16 protein-coding genes are annotated in these 16,571 nt (G+C 56.6%); 13 read left to right on the top strand and 3 right to left on the bottom strand.

Features of this window, described 5'->3' with window-relative positions:
* Positions 1–4: 4 nt before the first annotated feature.
* From ACYBHZ_RS16215 to ACYBHZ_RS16170, 10 genes are all read left to right on the top strand, one after another.
* Positions 5–1,042, top strand: a complete 1,038-nt coding sequence (locus tag ACYBHZ_RS16215; RefSeq protein ID WP_460275334.1) for an LLM class flavin-dependent oxidoreductase — start codon at positions 5–7, stop codon at positions 1,040–1,042.
* Between the two features lie 10 nt (positions 1,043–1,052).
* A complete protein-coding gene (locus tag ACYBHZ_RS16210; protein ID WP_460275333.1) occupies positions 1,053–2,519 on the top strand; it encodes an aldehyde dehydrogenase in 1,467 nt (488 codons plus the stop codon).
* 68 nt (positions 2,520–2,587) lie between these two features.
* Complete coding sequence (locus ACYBHZ_RS16205; RefSeq protein ID WP_460275332.1) at positions 2,588–3,595, top strand: ABC transporter substrate-binding protein; 1,008 nt, start codon at positions 2,588–2,590, stop codon at positions 3,593–3,595.
* 64 nt (positions 3,596–3,659) lie between these two features.
* Complete coding sequence (locus ACYBHZ_RS16200) at positions 3,660–4,517, top strand: ABC transporter permease (RefSeq protein WP_460275331.1); 858 nt, start codon at positions 3,660–3,662, stop codon at positions 4,515–4,517.
* 1 nt (position 4,518) lies between these two features.
* On the top strand, positions 4,519–5,319 hold the full coding sequence (locus tag ACYBHZ_RS16195; protein WP_460275330.1) for an ABC transporter permease: 801 nt from the start codon (positions 4,519–4,521) through the stop codon (positions 5,317–5,319).
* Positions 5,316–6,401, top strand: coding sequence for an ABC transporter ATP-binding protein (locus tag ACYBHZ_RS16190; protein ID WP_460275329.1), 1,086 nt, complete (start codon positions 5,316–5,318; stop codon positions 6,399–6,401). Before ACYBHZ_RS16195 ends, ACYBHZ_RS16190 begins: the two co-directional genes overlap by 4 nt.
* A 278-nt stretch (positions 6,402–6,679) precedes the next feature.
* Positions 6,680–7,507 (top strand): transporter substrate-binding domain-containing protein, encoded by an 828-nt coding sequence (locus tag ACYBHZ_RS16185; protein WP_460275328.1) that lies wholly within the window; start codon positions 6,680–6,682, stop codon positions 7,505–7,507.
* An 81-nt stretch (positions 7,508–7,588) separates the two neighbouring features.
* Entirely contained in the window at positions 7,589–8,284 is a 696-nt protein-coding gene (locus tag ACYBHZ_RS16180) for an amino acid ABC transporter permease (protein WP_460275327.1), read from the top strand.
* Between the two features lie 20 nt (positions 8,285–8,304).
* Positions 8,305–9,036: an amino acid ABC transporter ATP-binding protein gene (locus ACYBHZ_RS16175; RefSeq protein WP_460275408.1), complete on the top strand. Its 732-nt coding sequence runs from the start codon at positions 8,305–8,307 to the stop codon at positions 9,034–9,036.
* 2 nt (positions 9,037–9,038) lie between these two features.
* Entirely contained in the window at positions 9,039–10,178 is a 1,140-nt protein-coding gene (locus tag ACYBHZ_RS16170; RefSeq protein WP_460275326.1) for an iron-containing alcohol dehydrogenase, read from the top strand.
* A gap of 51 nt (positions 10,179–10,229) precedes the next feature.
* Here ACYBHZ_RS16170 and ACYBHZ_RS16165 read toward each other — a convergent pair whose 3' ends face one another.
* Complete coding sequence (locus ACYBHZ_RS16165) at positions 10,230–10,922, bottom strand: GntR family transcriptional regulator (RefSeq protein ID WP_460275325.1); 693 nt, start codon at positions 10,920–10,922, stop codon at positions 10,230–10,232.
* Positions 10,923–11,383: 461 nt separating this feature from the next.
* On the opposite strand from ACYBHZ_RS16165, the gene ACYBHZ_RS16160 reads away from it, so the two are divergent.
* Positions 11,384–13,201: a histidine kinase N-terminal 7TM domain-containing protein gene (locus tag ACYBHZ_RS16160; protein WP_460275324.1), complete on the top strand. Its 1,818-nt coding sequence runs from the start codon at positions 11,384–11,386 to the stop codon at positions 13,199–13,201.
* A gap of 125 nt (positions 13,202–13,326) precedes the next feature.
* Here ACYBHZ_RS16160 and ACYBHZ_RS16155 read toward each other — a convergent pair whose 3' ends face one another.
* Positions 13,327–13,710: a response regulator gene (locus ACYBHZ_RS16155; protein ID WP_460275323.1), complete on the bottom strand. Its 384-nt coding sequence runs from the start codon at positions 13,708–13,710 to the stop codon at positions 13,327–13,329.
* A 256-nt stretch (positions 13,711–13,966) separates the two neighbouring features.
* Between ACYBHZ_RS16155 and ACYBHZ_RS16150 the strand changes: the two genes are divergently transcribed.
* Positions 13,967–14,953, top strand: a complete 987-nt coding sequence (locus ACYBHZ_RS16150) for a response regulator (RefSeq protein ID WP_460275322.1) — start codon at positions 13,967–13,969, stop codon at positions 14,951–14,953.
* A 52-nt stretch (positions 14,954–15,005) separates the two neighbouring features.
* Entirely contained in the window at positions 15,006–15,365 is a 360-nt protein-coding gene (locus tag ACYBHZ_RS16145; protein ID WP_460275321.1) for an Hpt domain-containing protein, read from the top strand.
* Positions 15,366–15,423: 58 nt separating this feature from the next.
* Here the strand turns inward: ACYBHZ_RS16145 and ACYBHZ_RS16140 are convergent, their stop codons facing one another.
* Positions 15,424–16,521 (bottom strand): sensor histidine kinase, encoded by a 1,098-nt coding sequence (locus ACYBHZ_RS16140; protein ID WP_460275320.1) that lies wholly within the window; start codon positions 16,519–16,521, stop codon positions 15,424–15,426.
* Positions 16,522–16,571 lie beyond the last annotated feature (50 nt).

Genomic DNA, 16,571 nt, shown 5'->3' with positions numbered 1-16,571 from the left:
GCCCATGCGATTTTCGCTCTTTGCGCATATGGAACGCGTGTCTGCTGAGCAGGATCAGAAGAAACTCTATGACGAGTTTGTGGAACTCGCCAAGATTGCGGATGCGGGCGGCATGCATTCGGTCTGGACGGGTGAGCACCACAGCATGGATTTCACCATTTCGCCGAACCCGATGCTCAACCTCATCGATCTTGCCAATAAGACGAAAAACGTGCGTCTCGGCACGGGCACGGTGATCGCGCCGTTCTGGCACCCGATCCGTCTCGCGGGCGAAGCTGCGATGACCGACATGATCACCGGCGGGCGTCTTGAACTCGGGATTGCACGCGGGGCTTATAGCTATGAATACGAACGCATGATGCCGGGGCTGGATGCTTGGGAAGCCGGTCAGCGCATGCGCGAGCTGGTGCCTGCGGTCAAAGAGCTTTGGAAGGGCGACTATGCGCAGGAAGGCCAATTCTTTTCCTTCCCCTCCACCACCTCTTCGCCGAAACCCGTTCAAAAGGACGGCCCGCCGATCTGGATTGCCGCGCGCGATCCGAACAGCCACGAATTCGCCGTTCAGAACGGGTGCCATGTTCAGGTGACGGCGCTCTGGAAGGGCGACGAAGAAATCACGCTTTTGATGAACAACTTCAAAGCGGCCTGCGAGAAATTCCCGGACGTGAAACGTCCCGATATTATGCTCCTCAACCACACCTACATCGCATCTGACGCGGAAGATGCGAAGCTGGCAGCAGAAGAGATCAACCGCTTCTATTGCTATTTCGGCGCTTGGTTCATGAATAAAACACCGGTCAAACAAGGCCTTATTCAGGCTCTGACCGAAGAAGATATCGCCAATCATCCGTTCTATACGCCTGAGGCGATGCTCCGCGATCTGGTGATTGCGACGCCCGAGGATGCGATCAAGCGGATCAAGACCTATGAGGCGATGGGCTACGATGAATACTCGTTCTGGATTGACAGCGGCATGAGCTTCGAGCGCAAAAAAGCCTCGCTGGAGCGCTTCATCGCCGACGTCATGCCGGCCTTTGCCTGAGGAGAGACTGATGCAGGAGTTCGAACAATATATCGGAGGGGCCTTTTCAAAAGGTTCCGCGCAATTCGAGAGTTTTGATCCGGCCACGGGCGAGGCTTGGGCGCTGATGCCCGAAGCGCGGCGCGCCGATGTGAACGCGGCGGTCGAGGCGGCGGATGCGGCATTCTTCTCGCCGGAATGGTCGGGTATGACCGCAACGGCGCGCGGCAAGTTGTTGATGAAGCTTGCAGATCTGATTGCGGAGAACGCGCAAAAGCTCGCTGAACTTGAAACCCGTGATACCGGTAAAATCATCCGCGAAACCTCGGCGCAGATTGCCTATGTCGCGGACTACTATCGCTATTACGCGGGGTTGGCGGACAAAATCGAAGGGACGCATCTGCCGATCGACAAGCCGGACATGGAAGTGTGGCTGCGCCGTGAGCCGATTGGTGTCGTCGCCGCTGTCGTGCCGTGGAACTCTCAGCTCTTCCTCTCCGCGGTCAAAATCGGTCCGGCGCTGGCGGCGGGCTGCACCGTGGTGCTGAAAGCCTCTGAGGCCGCGCCGTCACCGCTTTTGGAATTTGCCAAGATATTCGATCAGGCGGGTTTCCCGAAAGGCGTGTTGAACGTCGTCACCGGCTTCGGTCCGGAATGCGGGTCGGTGCTCACCAGTCACCCGAAAGTGGCCCATGTCGCCTTCACCGGTGGTCCGGAAACGGCGCGGCATATCGTGCGCAACTCTGCGGAAAACCTGGCCTCCACCTCGTTGGAACTGGGCGGCAAGTCCCCATTCATCGTGTTCGAGGATGCCGACATTGAGAGCGCCGTGAACGCGCAGGTCTCCGGCATTTTCGCGGCGACGGGCCAGAGCTGTGTCGCGGGCTCGCGCCTGTTGATCTCGAACGCAATCAAAGACGAATTCCTTGCCCGTCTCAAAGAGAAAGCCGAAGCCGTCGTGATCGGTTCCCCGCTCGATATGGCAACCGAGGTTGGTCCGCTCTGCACAGAGGCGCAGCGTCAGATCGCGGTGGATGTGGTCGGTCAGTCTGTGGCTGCGGGCGGGACGCTTGTGACCGGTGGCAAAGCGCTGGATCAGGACGGTATCTACTTCCCTCCAACCATCGTGGACTGCTCTGACGCGCCGGACGCCCCCTGTTTGACACAGGAGTTCTTCGGGCCGGTTCTCTCCGTGGTCGGGTTCGACACGGAAGAAGAGGCGCTCGCTCTCGCCAATGACACGGCCTACGGCCTTGCTTCCGGCGTTTTTACCAAAAGCCTGACGCGGGCACATCGGATGATCCGGGGCATTCGTGCGGGGATCGTCTGGGTCAACACCTATCGCGCCGTCAGCCCCATCGCGCCCTTCGGCGGGCACGGGCTTTCGGGTCATGGTCGCGAAGGCGGGCTTCAGGCTGCGCTGGATTACACTAAAACCAAAACCGTCTGGCTGCGCACCAGTGACGATCCGATCCCCGATCCCTTCGTTATGCGCTGACCCGATACCCAACCAAGAATCCGCCCGCTCAAACAGGGCGGGCCAACACCTCAACAGTGGAGTTCATAATGTACATCAAATCAGTGGTTGCAGCGCTTTGCGTTGCTGTCGCCTTTCCAGTGCTGGCCGAAGATATGGTCTTCACCAGCTGGGGCGGCACCACGCAGGACGCGCAGACCAAATTCTGGGCGGCGCCGTTCAGCGAAGAAACCGGCACCAAAGTCGTGCAGGATGGTCCGACCGATTACGGCAAGCTCAAAGCGATGGTCGAAAGCGGCGCGGTGAGCTGGGACGTGGTCGATGCGGAATTCGATTACGCGCTCCAAGCGGGCGAGCAGGGCCTTCTGGAGCCGCTCGATTTCACCGTGATCGACAAGGACGCGCTCGATCCGCGCTTCGTGTCTGACTATGCGGTTGGCTCGTTCTATTACTCCTTCGTTCTGGGCTATAACCCCGCGGCTTTCGGCAAAGACGCCCCGACGACGCTCGCCGATCTGTTCGATGCCGAGAAATTCCCCGGCAAACGCACCTTCTACAAATGGTCCGCCCCGGGCGTGATCGAAGCCGCGCTGATCGCCGATGGTGTTGCGCCGGAAGATCTCTACCCGCTCGATCTCGACCGCGCCTTCGCCAAGCTCGACACGATCAAATCCGATATCATCTGGTGGTCCGGTGGCGCCCAGTCGCAGCAACTTCTGGCCTCCGGCGAAGCCCCCATCGGCTTCTTCTGGAACGGTCGTCTGGCCGCCCTTGAGGCCGACGGCATGGAGGTTGGCATCAGCTGGGATCAGAACATCACCGCTGCCGACGCACTTGTCGTTCCGAAAGGCACCAAGAACAAGGAGGCCGCGATGAAGTTCATCGCCGAGGCGACCTCTGCCAAGGCGCAGGCCGAATTCGCTGCCGAGACCGGCTATGCGCCGATCAACCTTGGCTCCCCCGAGCTGATGGACGCGGATGTGCGCAAGACGCTGCCGGATGCCTATAGCGAAAACCAGATCAACGCGGACATGACCTACTGGGCCGAGCACCGCGATGAGATCGGCAACCGCTGGTACGCCTGGCAGGCCGAGTAATCCCGCCTGACACTTTCGCTGCGGGGGCCGTCCGTCCCCGCAGCCGCACTCTCTGGACACGCCAATGACCATAATTGACACGCACAAGCCGCACTGGTTGTCGCAAAAGACGCGCCAGATTGCAGGGCTGACGACACCGATCCTGGTGTTGCTTCTGGGCTTCTTCCTTGTTCCGGTGATCATGCTTCTGACCCGTTCGGTCACCGAGCCGGAACCGGGCCTGCAAAACTACGTCACGCTTTTCGGCACGCCGACCTATCTGCGCATCTTCTTCAACACGTTCCTCGTCTCGACATTGGTGACGGTGATCACGGTCGCGATTGCCTTTCCGCTGGCGTGGGGCCTGACTGTCTTTCCGAAAAAAGTCGCGGGCGTGATCTTTGCGCTGGTTCTGTTGTCGATGTGGACCAACCTTCTGGCGCGGACCTATGCGTGGATGGTGCTTCTGCAACGCACGGGGCTGATCAATCGGACGCTGATGGATCTCGGGATCATCAACGAGCCTTTGACGATGGTGAACAACCTCGTCGGTGTGACCATCGGGATGGTCTATATCATGCTGCCGTTCATGGTGATGCCGCTCTACGGCGTGTTGTCCAAAATTGACCCCGGCATTTTGCGTGCTGCCGCGCTCTGCGGAGCGAGCCGTATGCAGGCGTTGCGCATGGTATTCTGGCCGCTCGCACGGCCCGGTGTTGCCTCCGGCGCGCTGATGGTTTTCGTGATGTCGCTTGGCTATTTCGTGACCCCCGCACTGCTCGGCGGCACGTCCAACATGATGATCGCAGAACTGATTGCCCAACAGGTTCAGAGCCTCGTGAACTGGGGCATGGGGGGCGCGCTGGCCTTCGTCCTTCTGGTCATCACCCTTTTGCTTTACGCGCTGCAAATCCGGTTCAGCGCCCCGCAGGGAGGTCGCTGAGATGCTGCTTGATTATGAAAAACTCGGGCCTTGGAAGTGGATTTTGGGCGTCATCGCCGCGCTCACTTGCCTCTTCCTGCTGCTGCCCATCGTCTTCATCGTGGCGCTGTCCTTTGGCTCCTCGCGCTGGCTTCAATTCCCGCCGCCGGGTTGGACGCTCAAATGGTACGAAGAACTGTTTGCCGATCCCCGCTGGATCGAAGCAGCTTGGACGTCGGCCAAGATCGGCATTCTCGTGACCATCTTCTCCGTGGTGATCGGCGGGCTCGCGGCCCTCGCGCTCAACCGTCAGGATTTTCGCGGCAAAGAAATGATGCGCGGGTTCTTCCTGACGCCGATGGTTCTTCCTGTCGTGGTCTTCGCCGTCGCGATCTATGCGTTGTTTCTCAAGCTCGGTCTGGGCGGCACGCTCTTTGGCTTTGTCGTCGCCCACCTGATCCTTGCGCTGCCGTTCTCAGTGATTGCAATCACCGGCGCGCTGGAGACGTTCGACAAATCCATCGAAGACGCGGCCATCCTCTGTGGCGCAAGCCCATGGGAAGCGCGTTGGCGGGTCACCATTCCGGCGATCAAGCACGGGATTTTCTCCGCCGCCATCTTCTCCTTCCTCGTCAGCTGGGATGAGGTCGTCGTTGCGATCTTCATGGCCAGCCCGACGTTGCAAACCCTGCCGGTGCGCATCTGGTCGACCTTGAGGCAAGACCTTACGCCCGTGATCGCCGCCGCCTCCACACTTCTGCTGGGCCTGACGCTCATTCTGATGCTCTTGTCCGCCCTTTTGAAAAAAGGAAAATCCAAATGAGCGACTACCTGCACATCAACGGCATTCGCAAAGAATTCGGCGATGTCGTCGCAACGGAACATGTCGAGTTGAAAGTCGCGAAGGGCGAGTTCATGACCTTCCTCGGGCCGTCCGGCTCGGGCAAGTCGACGACGCTTTACATCCTCGCAGGCTTTCAAGAGCCGACTAAGGGCGACATTCTTTTGAACGGCAAGTCGATCCTCGGCATCCCGTCGAACAAGCGCAACATCGGTATGGTGTTTCAGCGCTATACCTTGTTCCCGCATATGAACGTGGCCGAAAACGTGGCCTTCCCGCTGACCGTGCGCAAACGGCCCAAGGCGGAGATTGCGGAACGTGTCGCCAAAGTGCTGAAACTTGTCCGTCTCGACGGGTTCGAGGATCGGATGCCGGCGCAAATGTCCGGTGGTCAGCAGCAGCGCGTCGCTCTGGCCCGCGCGCTGGTCTACGATCCGCCGGTCTTGTTGATGGACGAGCCGCTTTCCGCGCTCGACAAGAAACTGCGCGAAGAAATTCAATATGAAATCCGCCGAATTCACCAAGAAACCGGCGTGACCGTGCTCTATGTGACCCATGATCAGGAAGAGGCTCTGCGTTTGTCTGATCGGATCGCCATTTTCAACAAGGGCCGCATCGAACAAGTCGGCACCGGACCGGAGCTTTACGCCCAGCCTGCAACCCATTTCGTGGCGGACTTCATTGGCAACAACGCCTTCCTGTCCGGCTCACTCGTCGATCAGACCGGTGGCAAAGCCAAGTTCCGCTTTCCTGATGGCAGCGAATTGGGCGGCATCCCGCTGCATGGCGAAGGCGCTGCTGGCACCGCTGCTGAATTGATGCTGCGTCCGGAGCGTATCGACCTTTCCGCCAAGGCGGAAGCGAGCGGGGCCTCTCTTCCGGTGACGGTGAACGACATCACTTTCCTCGGGGACAATACCTCGGTTGAGGCCATGACGGGGTGGGGCGAGCCGCTCTATATTCGTTTGAATTTCGGACATCCGCTGATCCAGGGCATCACGCGCGGCGACAATTTGTTCGTCAACTGGAACTCCGACGATGCGCATGTTTTCGTCAAAGCCTGACGCAGCGACTCAGATCTTTTGACAGAGGCGGGGACATTGTCCCCGCCTTTTCTTTTGTGCGCGACTGTATGCGGTAAAAGACATGTTTTCTTAGGAAAATACGCATTTTTAGCCGCTCATGTTTCTTCTGTTTTTGAGGCTCTTTGACTGCTTCTTGGTCGCTTTTTTGCAGCTGTAAAGTTTTTTGCGAGTCTCAGGTTGGAACGCTTGACAGCACAGTATGTGATGGTCTCAGATTATGGTATGCCATAATACAAAGATACCCAGCAGGACTAGAAATGACGCACTCACCTCTCAAACTTTCCGTACTTCTCACTCTTGGTCTAACCACGGCTGCTGTCGCTCAAGACTGTACGCCGAAGATCGACGACGCGCTTTTGACCGAGCCGGGCAAGCTGACCATGGCGGTCAGCCCGACACTGCCGCCGATGGCCTTTGCTGAATCCGATGGCACGCTCAAAGGCCTGCGGATCGAACTTGGCGTTGAGGTTGCAAAGCGCCTTTGCCTTGAACCCGATTTCATCTCGACGGAATATGCGACGATGGTCCCCGGTCTGAAAGGCGGACGCTGGGACATGATCGACGCAGGGCTGTTCGTCACAGAAGAGCGGCTCAAAATTCTCTACATGATCCCTTATGAGAGCTTGGCAATCTCGATTTCGACCGGTGTGGGCGACAGCGAAATCACAAGCGTTGAAGACCTTTCCGGTCGTCGCATCAGCACCGATATCGGGGGCTATGCCGAGCGCAAAATGCGCGAGCTGAACACCGACTTCGAGGCAGAGGGTCTTGAGCCGATGGATATTGCGCTGTTCGACAACTACGCGACGGTTTATCAAGCGCTGCGCGCAGGGCAGGTGGAAGCCGCAGTCTCCATCGACCCGGTTGCGAAGCTCTATCAAGAAACGGGTGAATTCACCCACGCGCTCTCTGGCCTCTATGCCACCCCCGGGTCGCTGTCCTTTGACGATCTTGCGGTTGCTGAGGCCGTCACGGAAGTGATGCAGGAGATGAATGCAGATGGCTGGTTGCCGAACCTGATGTCTGAATATGGCGTCGGCCAAGCAGATGATGGCGAAATTCGCCTCAAAGGCCCGGACCTCTGATCCGATCTGACCTCTCATAGCCCGGTCGCTTCTTGTGGCCGGGCGCTCTCCTCTTGAAGACTATCGAAAAGGAACACTTCCGTGAAAGGTTGGAGCTGGGACGGATTCTTTGAATACCTGACCAATACATACATGCTCGAAGGCGCCATGGTGACGCTCGGGCTGACCATCGCCGCGATGGCCCTCGGGCTGGTCGTCGGTTTTTTCATCGCATTGATGCGCATGAGCCCTTACAAAATTCTGCGGACTGTCGCGTATTTCTACACTTGGGTGGTCCGTGGCACGCCTTTGCTTGTGCAGTTGATCATCATCTACACGGGTCTGCCGCAGATCGGGATTAAGTTCTCGGTGCTGGAATCCACCCTCATCGGGCTTGTGATCAATGAGGCTGCCTATCTCTCTGAGATCATCCGCTCCGGCATCAGCGCGGTGCCAAAAGGTCAAACCAACGCCGCCCTCGCGATTGGTATGACCAACGTGCAAAAGATGCGCTACATCATCGCGCCGCAAGCCGCGCGGATCATGATCCCGCCATTGGGGAACTCGGTGAACGGCTGTCTCAAGACCACCTCGATTGCGTCGGTGATCTCGATGGAAGAGCTTCTGCGCCGCACACAGGTGCTCATTCAGGAGAAGTTTCTCGTGCTCGAACTCTTCGTCGTCGCAGCCCTGTACTACCTCGTCATGACCACCGCATGGGATCTGATCCAACGCCGGATCGAACGCCATTTCGGCCGCGGATATGACATCAAAGCCGACACTGGCGCACAGAGATAAGGGGCAGGATGATGAAACCGATGATTGTCATGGAAAACGTCGACAAATGGTACGGCGAGAATTTTCAGGTTCTCAAAAACTGCTCGCTCAATGTGTCCCCCGGCGAAGTCGTGGTCGTTTGCGGACCTTCGGGCTCCGGCAAATCGACCCTGATCAAATGCGTGAATGCTTTGGAGCCTGTTCAGGGCGGTAAAATCACGATCAAGGACGTCGAAGTGACGAACCCGAAAACCAACATGCCGAAGCTTCGCGCGCATGTGGGCATGGTGTTCCAGCACTTCGATCTTTTCCCGCATATGAGCGTGCTCGATAATCTCTGCATCGGACAGGAAAAGGTACTCGGTCGGTCGCGGAAGGAAGCCGTCGAGAAAGCCGAGGCGCTTTTGGAGCGGGTCGGCATGTCGGCGCATTCGCATAAATACCCGATCCAGCTTTCGGGTGGCCAGCAACAACGGATCGCGATTGCCCGCGCTTTGGCGATGGACCCGATTGCGATGCTGTTCGATGAACCGACCTCCGCACTTGATCCGGAAATGATCAACGAGGTGCTCGACGTCATGGTGGGCCTTGCGAAAGAGGGGATGACCATGATCGTCGTGACCCATGAGATGGGGTTTGCCCGCAAAGTGGCGGACCGCGTTGTGTTCATGGACGGCGGCGAGGTGATCGAAGATGGCCCGACGGCCGACTTCTTTGCTGCGCCGAAAAGTCAGCGTGCTGTCGATTTCCTCTCGAAAATCCTGCAGCACTGATCATGCGTATCCTGATCCCAAGCGACATTCGCTCGCATCCCGGAGCCAGCGGCGAGATCGCCGCTGTGCTCACGGGGCTCGGCGGCACGAAGCCTCTGATCGTCGTGGACCCGGTCGTGTTCAAGCTGAACCTCTGTGCCGCTGCTCTGGAGGATTTGGAGGCCAAAGGGTTCGAACCGGTGATCTGCACCGACGTGTCTCCCGATCCCACAATCGACGAGGCGCTGGCCGCCGCAAACATGGCGCGTGAGGCGGAAGCTGACTGCGTCATCGGTATCGGTGGCGGTAGCGCGATGGATATTGCCAAGGTTGCGGCGCTTCTTGCAACGCATGACGGCGACATCCGCAGTTTTGCCGTGCCGCGTATCGTGGATGAGGTAGCGCTGCCGATTGTCTGTATCCCGACGACGGCGGGGACAGGCAGCGAGGTCACCCGTGCCGCTGTCATCACCGATGCGGTGACCCATGAAAAACTTTTGCTTCTGGGCAAGGCGCTTCTGCCGCAAGCTGCGATTTTGGACGTCGATTTGACCATGAGCTGCCCGTTCCGGGTGACCGTGGACAGCGGCCTTGATGCTCTGTCACATGCGCTGGAGTCTCTGGTGAACCGCCACGCAACCCCATTCTCCGACGGGATCGCTTTTGAAGCTTTGCGGCTTCTTGGCACCCATCTCGAAACGGCGGCATTCTCGCCAGACGATCGTACCGCGCGTCAGGGTATGCTGGACGGGGCGATGCTCGCGGGGATCGCCGTATCCCACACCTCGACGGCTCTGATCCATGGCATGAGCCGACCGATTGGCGCGGCGTTCCAGGTGCCGCACGGCATGTCCAATGCGATGCTGATGCCGTTGATCACCGAATGGTCGCTCACTGCGGCGCCCGAACGCTATGCCCGTGCGGCACAGGCGCTTGGGGCAGGGGAGGCCGGGCAGGATCTGGTTGAAAAACTGAAATCTTTGAATGCCAGCCTGCAAGTCCCGCGCCTGCGTGATCGCGGATTTGCGCAAGAGGCATTTCTTGCCGCGATCCCTGAGATGACCCGTCAGGCTTTGGCCTCGGGCACGCCGGACAACAATCCCCGGTTGGGATCGGCCGAAGACATTGCGGCGCTGTATCACGAGCTGTGGGACAAGGCCTGACCTGTCCAAAGGCTATGTCCCAGTATTGCGCGCTCCGATCCGGGGCGCGTTTTACGTTTCAGACGGGGTTTCGGAAAGCTGTTTGCGCGCGATCTCGGACGCGGTGTCGATATGCGCATGCACGGCCTCTTCGGCGGCGTCCGGATCGTTGGCCGCGATGGCATCATAAATCCGCGTCATCTGCGCAAAGCCCGCGCGGTGTCGGTCTATGGTCGAAAGCGTCATGCTGCGCAACCGGCTGATCCGCCCGTTGAGACGATTGACGACATCCCAGGAAATCTCATGCCCTGCGGCACTGAAGATCTTGTTGTAGAATGTGGCCGACGCAGAAAACAGAACCTGCGGAGAGCCACTTTCATAGGCCGCTCCGAGCGCATCCAGTGCCGTCTTCAAATCCGTCTTGATCGCCTCATCTGCGGCAAGGGCGCAATCGCGCGCCGCATCGGTTTCGAGCAGGCGGCGAATTGTGTAGATTTGCTTGGCTTGCGCCCAGTCAAGACGGGCGACGATCGGGCCGCGGTTCGGCAGAAACTCGACAAGCCCTTCGGCCTCCAGATACCGGATCGCCTCGCGCACCACCGTTCGGGAGACACCGAGCTGATCGCACAAGGATCGTTCGATGAGACGTTCCCCAGATTTGAAGAAACCGCTCAGAATAGCTTCGCGCATCTTGTCGGTGACAATGTTGCGAAGTGTTTGCGGCGGTTGTTCAATCTTGAGGCTGGTCAACGGTGTGTCTCTCATTTGTTAATCATACAGGTTTCAAATGGAAATACACTGCATTTGAGTACCTAAGCTTATAATATCATGCGATGAAGTTGCCAATATGGATGCGGGTCAGAAGGCGGAAAAGTCCTTTTCAGGTAAGCGCTGAGGCCAAACTGGGGAGGGCCTGAATGGAGCTAGAAACATGCACGTTAAACGGGATTATTTCGGAGGCATTCGGATTTTATATCCATGAGCTTTTCTCGTCATTCGTCTATGCGCCCGGATCATATGAGTTTGGTTTCGACCGCGCACGGCAAACCATAATGGCGGTAATTTGCTTGTCTTCAAAAATCGCGCACTGTACCGTTCCCGTATTTCGCCGATCTAAAGGTATATATCCTTTGTTGCTTTTTACGGCTTGAACTGTTCCCGGGGGCAATCCGAAGAAAGCATGCTATGATTATCCTCCCTAGCCCAGCACACACGTTAGGTAGATTATGACCTGTCTGCTGAACTTAGAAGTAAACATCGCTTCAGGAACCGCCGCAGCACTTTGGGTGGTTTGTGCTCTTGTTTTGGTCTCGGTTGTGCGGAACAACCGTTTCGCAGGCAAGCCTGCGTTCGTCCTGACGCTAGCCTCTATGCTGTGGTGGCTGTTCACAGTTACCCTTGATTTGGCTTCGCATGGAGAGGCTTGTAAAATCGCGTGGTCCTTGGCCGCCTGGCCAGGGATTACCTTGTTGCCGATCGCATGGGCCTTCTTTGTACTCGACTACACGATGAACGCGCACCGGGGCTACAAATGGATCAGGCTGCTGCTTTATATCGGTCTGCCCAGCATGGCCGGTCTCATTGCCTTGAGCAATGGGCAGACGCATCTTCTCTATGGAACCGGCACACATCTGGTCGTGGAGGGAGAGCACTCTTACGTTGAGTTCGAGCATGGTCCGCTGTTCTATGCGGTCGCCGCAGGCCTTTATGTCTTTGTCGTCTGTGCGATTGGCGCGCTCACCTATGCTTTGTTCAAGGCGCAGAGCAATATTCACCCCTTTCTCGGTCTGCTGATCCTAATCACAGCTGCGCCTTTGGTGGGCAATCTTGCTTACATCGGATGGGGTTTCACCTTTTTCGGGTTCGACCCAACGCCGTTCTTGTTCACCGTGGCGCTTATTGCGTTGAGCTGGCTTCTATTGAACAACACAATGATGGATACGGAGGCCTTGGGGCGTAGCCTGTTGTTCTATGCCACGGATGATCCGGTGATCATCATGGACGCCGAAGGGCGTTTCTCGGGGGCGAACCCGGCTGCCTGCTCCGTGTTTGGTAAGAAGATTCCAAAATATGGAAGGTCGCTTGATCATCTGGAGAAAATCGGACCGATCCTGACCTCGTTTCGCGAGAAAGGCGAACTTGCAAATTGCGAGCCGCTCCGGCTTCAAGGCCGTGTTTTCGATATGCGCGTGTTGCCGATTGAAAGTCCAATTCGGTCGTCAAGCAATCTGCTGGGGTGGGCAATTTCGCTCGTGGACATTACGGAGCGTGAGCGTTCGGCTGAGGTGTTGCGAGATGCGGTGGCACATGCGGAGGCGGCCAATGTTGCGAAATCGCAGTTCCTTGCCATGATCAGTCATGAATTGCGCACCCCCATGACATCGGTGAAGGGCGGTCTGGATTTGGCGTTGCATGGTGCCGTGGGGGAAGTTAGCGCGCCCCTTCGAGATTTGCTGGTCATTGCGCAGAGAAACAGCCTCCGGCTGTTGAAACTGATCGACGACGTTCTCGATCTACAGAAGCTTGATCTCAGCACGATGAATATTGAAACGCATGTCCTTGATGCTGATGCGTTTCTGCATGACCTTGTCGAAGAATATGAGGCTTATGCTACGGAGGCGGAGGTTGAGCTCGCCATTGTCTCAGGAAGGGTCGATAAACAGATCAGTGGGGATTCTGACCGACTGAAGCAAGTTGTTGGAAACGTCGTGTCAAACGCCGTCAAATTCTCTCCCAAAGGGGGCTGTGTCGAATGCGCAATGCAAGTGACGGGGACGAACCTGCGCGTCTCAGTAAAAGACAGTGGGATCGGTATTCCGGAAGATGAGCAGCATCGGGTGTTCGGACGGTTTAGCCAAGTCGATGGCTCGACGTCTCGCGCGTCCGAAGGCTCTGGTCTTGGCATGCATATTGCCAAGCTCTTGATCGAGCGTATGGGCGGCGCGATCTCTTACGAGAGCGAGCTTGGCCGGGGCACGACATTCTATATCGACATACCGCTTGCGCCTGTTGAGGCGGAGATCGCCGCTCCTGCCGACGCTTGAAATCCGCCTTTGGCAGCTGTCGCGTAGGCTTTTGATGCCGTTGGTTTTAGAAGGAACGTAGAGGGCAGGGCACCTAAAACGCGTTTTCTAACCGCGCGCGCTCCCTCATGAGCCAATAGAAAAAGCTATTGGCATTTTTTCCAAATGTCCAAAAGCTGGTTGGGCAGTTCCATTGGCTCAAAGGGTTTGAGAATGACATCTTGCGCCCCGATGGCTTTGAAATGGCCGAAGTCGGCGCGCGATGTTTTCGCCGTCACGAACACGATCGGAACATCCGCAAACTGCTCCATCTCCCGGAGGTGCTGCAAGGTTTCGATTCCGTCCATGACGGGCATCATAACGTCCAGCAATACCATGTCGGGGGCTTGTGCCGGGGCATTGTCGACGGCTTCTTTTCCGCTGTTGAATTGTACAACCTCGAACCCGCCAACGAGTTCAAGAGACATCCGGGTGATCTCCCGAATATCCGGATCGTCTTCGACATGCATTATGCGGTGTAGTTCTTTCATACTGAGACCATATCTTGCGGAGCGTGACTGGCAAGCGAATTTGCACGTTTAAGATGATTTAGATGTTTGCGCTCACAATCTTTGAAAAAAAATATATCCAAGAAACAGACAAAAATCGCAAATCACACTTTTGCCACAATTTGACCCAATTTTGACGACGAATCTCTTCCTAAGGTTGAAAGATCGCCGTGGAAGGTTTCCACTCCGATAACAGTGTTCGGCCTTGGCCGTGACTAGAGCATGTTTGGAGACGTAAATGACATTGCTGGTTGTAGATGACGACCCGGGAATCTTGGATCTTATGGCCAACATTCTTGCCTCGATGGGGCATGAAGACGTCATGTATGCGCAGAGCGGCGAAGAGGCGTTGGACCTGATCAAGCAGGGGCAATACGACATTTCCACGATGTTCCTCGACATTCAGATGCCGGGTATGGACGGTGTGGAGCTTTGCGGCCGCATTCGCGCGATGTCCGAGCACCGCCGGACGCCGATCATCATGCTGACCGCGATGAAGGACAAGACTTACGTCGACGCGGCCTTCATGCGTGGTGCTACGGATTATTTGACCAAGCCGATCGATACCACGGAGCTCGTGGCGCGCCTGCGCGTCGCTCAGATGCTCTTTGCGGAACAGCAACGCTCCCAAGATGCGGTCCGTCGCGAAGAGAGCCTTCGCCTTGATATGAACGGGGCGCCGGATGACGACACGCATTTCGAATTCACGGATGCTGTGCCGATTTTCGATGTGCCGCGTGTGATCGGCAGCTTGGAGATGGAAAACTATCTGCACCGTCTGTCGCGCATTCAGCGCTTTATGTACGGCGCGATTGGGTTCCAAATTCAGAAGCCTGAGAGCCTCTATTCGCTGACGACCCCGCTTGAGTTCTACGGCATTTTGACGGATGTCGCGGAAGCGATTTTCGAGACGCTGCGTCGCTACGAGGCAATGATCGCCTATGTGGGGAGTGGCCAGTTTGTTGCGGTTCTTCCGCGCACCACCCAGCTGGATGCCGAAGATTTGGACCTGACGCTGGCGCTCACGCTACGCGAGTTTGGTCTGGTTGAGGGAGATACAGTTCCCTTCAATGTGTCTGTCAAAGTTGGCGAAATTGTCCGGATGTCGATGTTCGACTCCACGCCCCAAGCCCTGATTGCTCGCGCCATGGCAAAGACAGGGACTGAGGGACATTTTCCGGGAAAAGCGGAGAAAATCTTCGAAAAAGCTTCTATGATTGCTTAAGTCAGGGCAGAATTGGTCGGGAGTAGGGACCAATTCTTTTGCAGGAGAGATCATGAAGGACAACTCTGTATCCATCTTGGACATCCAGCAAAAACTTGCACAAACCATGCAGCATACGCGTCAGCGTTTTGTTGCTGATTTGTGTGTAAAGATTGATGAAATCGAAAAACTTCAAACTCAGATTGAAGAGAGTCCGAACGATGCAAAGGCGCTCGCGCGTTTGTCCTTTATAACCCATCGGTTCAGTGGGTTGGCGGCGACCGTTGGATTTTCTGAATTGGGCGACTGTGCCGCCCAGATCGAACTGGCTGTCGCAGACTTTGAGGTCTCAAAGCCGCAAACGCAGCCGATGACAGACCGCATCGAAATGCTTCTAGATCTTATGGAAGACGCAATCGTCGAAGCTTCTTGAGCGCGACTTTCAGCGGGCGGGTATCCCACGACACACGCGTCAGAGGCGTGCATTCTTCTCAGCTATGAGTTGGCAGCCCTATCCGGAAAACGGTGCCTATATCGGTTGCCGTTTCAAAGGAGATTGTGCCGTCCAGCTGTTCGACAAGCGTACGTACGATGTTCAGCCCAAGACCGGAGCTGCCGACACGGCGATCATTGCTCCAACTCGCTTTTGTAAAGCGCTCAAACAGGTTGTCTCTGAGTTCCTCAGGAATGCCCGCACCGTGATCGCGCACGAAAATCGCGGTATCCTTGCTTGTCTTTTGAGCCCAGATTTCAACGGATTTGCCGCGCTCAGATGCTTTCACGGCATTGGACAAGAGGTTGGACAAAATCTTGTTGAGTTGCGATGGGACGGTCAAAATTTGCAGGGCTGAATCCGTTGGGCGCATTTTGACGTCGACCCCATGATACGATCCATAGCCCTCATGTGTGGCAACAAGCCCTTCGAGCATCGGAGCAATCTCGATAACCTCGTTCTCAGGCTTTGGTCCCGTCTGAGCGCGCTCATTGAGATCCAGAATTTCCTGAATCAAATTGAGCATCCTGTCGCTATTGGCACCCGCGATGTTCAGTAGAGATTGCGTTTTTTCCGTGAGAGGGCCAACCAGGCCAGACTTCATCAGGTCAAGAGCTCCCTTGATGCTCGTCAAAGGCGTGCGTAGCTCGTGGGTGATAACGGAATTGACTTCTTTGCGAAGATATTCCGCACTTTCCTGATCAGTTTCGAGATGGAACATGGCCACGAAATAGGGCGTGCCGCTTTCATCTTGAGTGGCGAGGAGACGACCGGTCAGGCGCTTGCCTCCAAAGGCTGGATGGGTGCGGAAGTTTGCACTGCCACTTTGCTGAGCGACGTCCAAGGCGGCGCCTTCTGCCATAATGTCATGGAAAAAGCCACTGTCACACAACTGCGAGGCAGCAAAGTCAGGAGAGCCTGCTCCCAGCAATTCTCGGGCGGCCACATTCATATAATGCGGCTTCTCCATGGTGCGTTCAAAGACGAGCACGGCTTCTGCCATGCCATCCCATATCGCTTGCTGGAAACCCGAACGGGCTTGTGAAAAGGTCGCTGTTTCTTCTCCGAAAGAGAAAGCACCTTTGCCGTGTTTCAAGTAATACGCCATTCACCTGCACTCGCGGAACTCAACTGACTTACTTAGTC

The sequence above is a fragment of the Celeribacter sp. ULVN23_4 genome (genome assembly GCF_054788345.1).
This window is presented reverse-complemented; position numbering and strand designations above follow the sequence as displayed.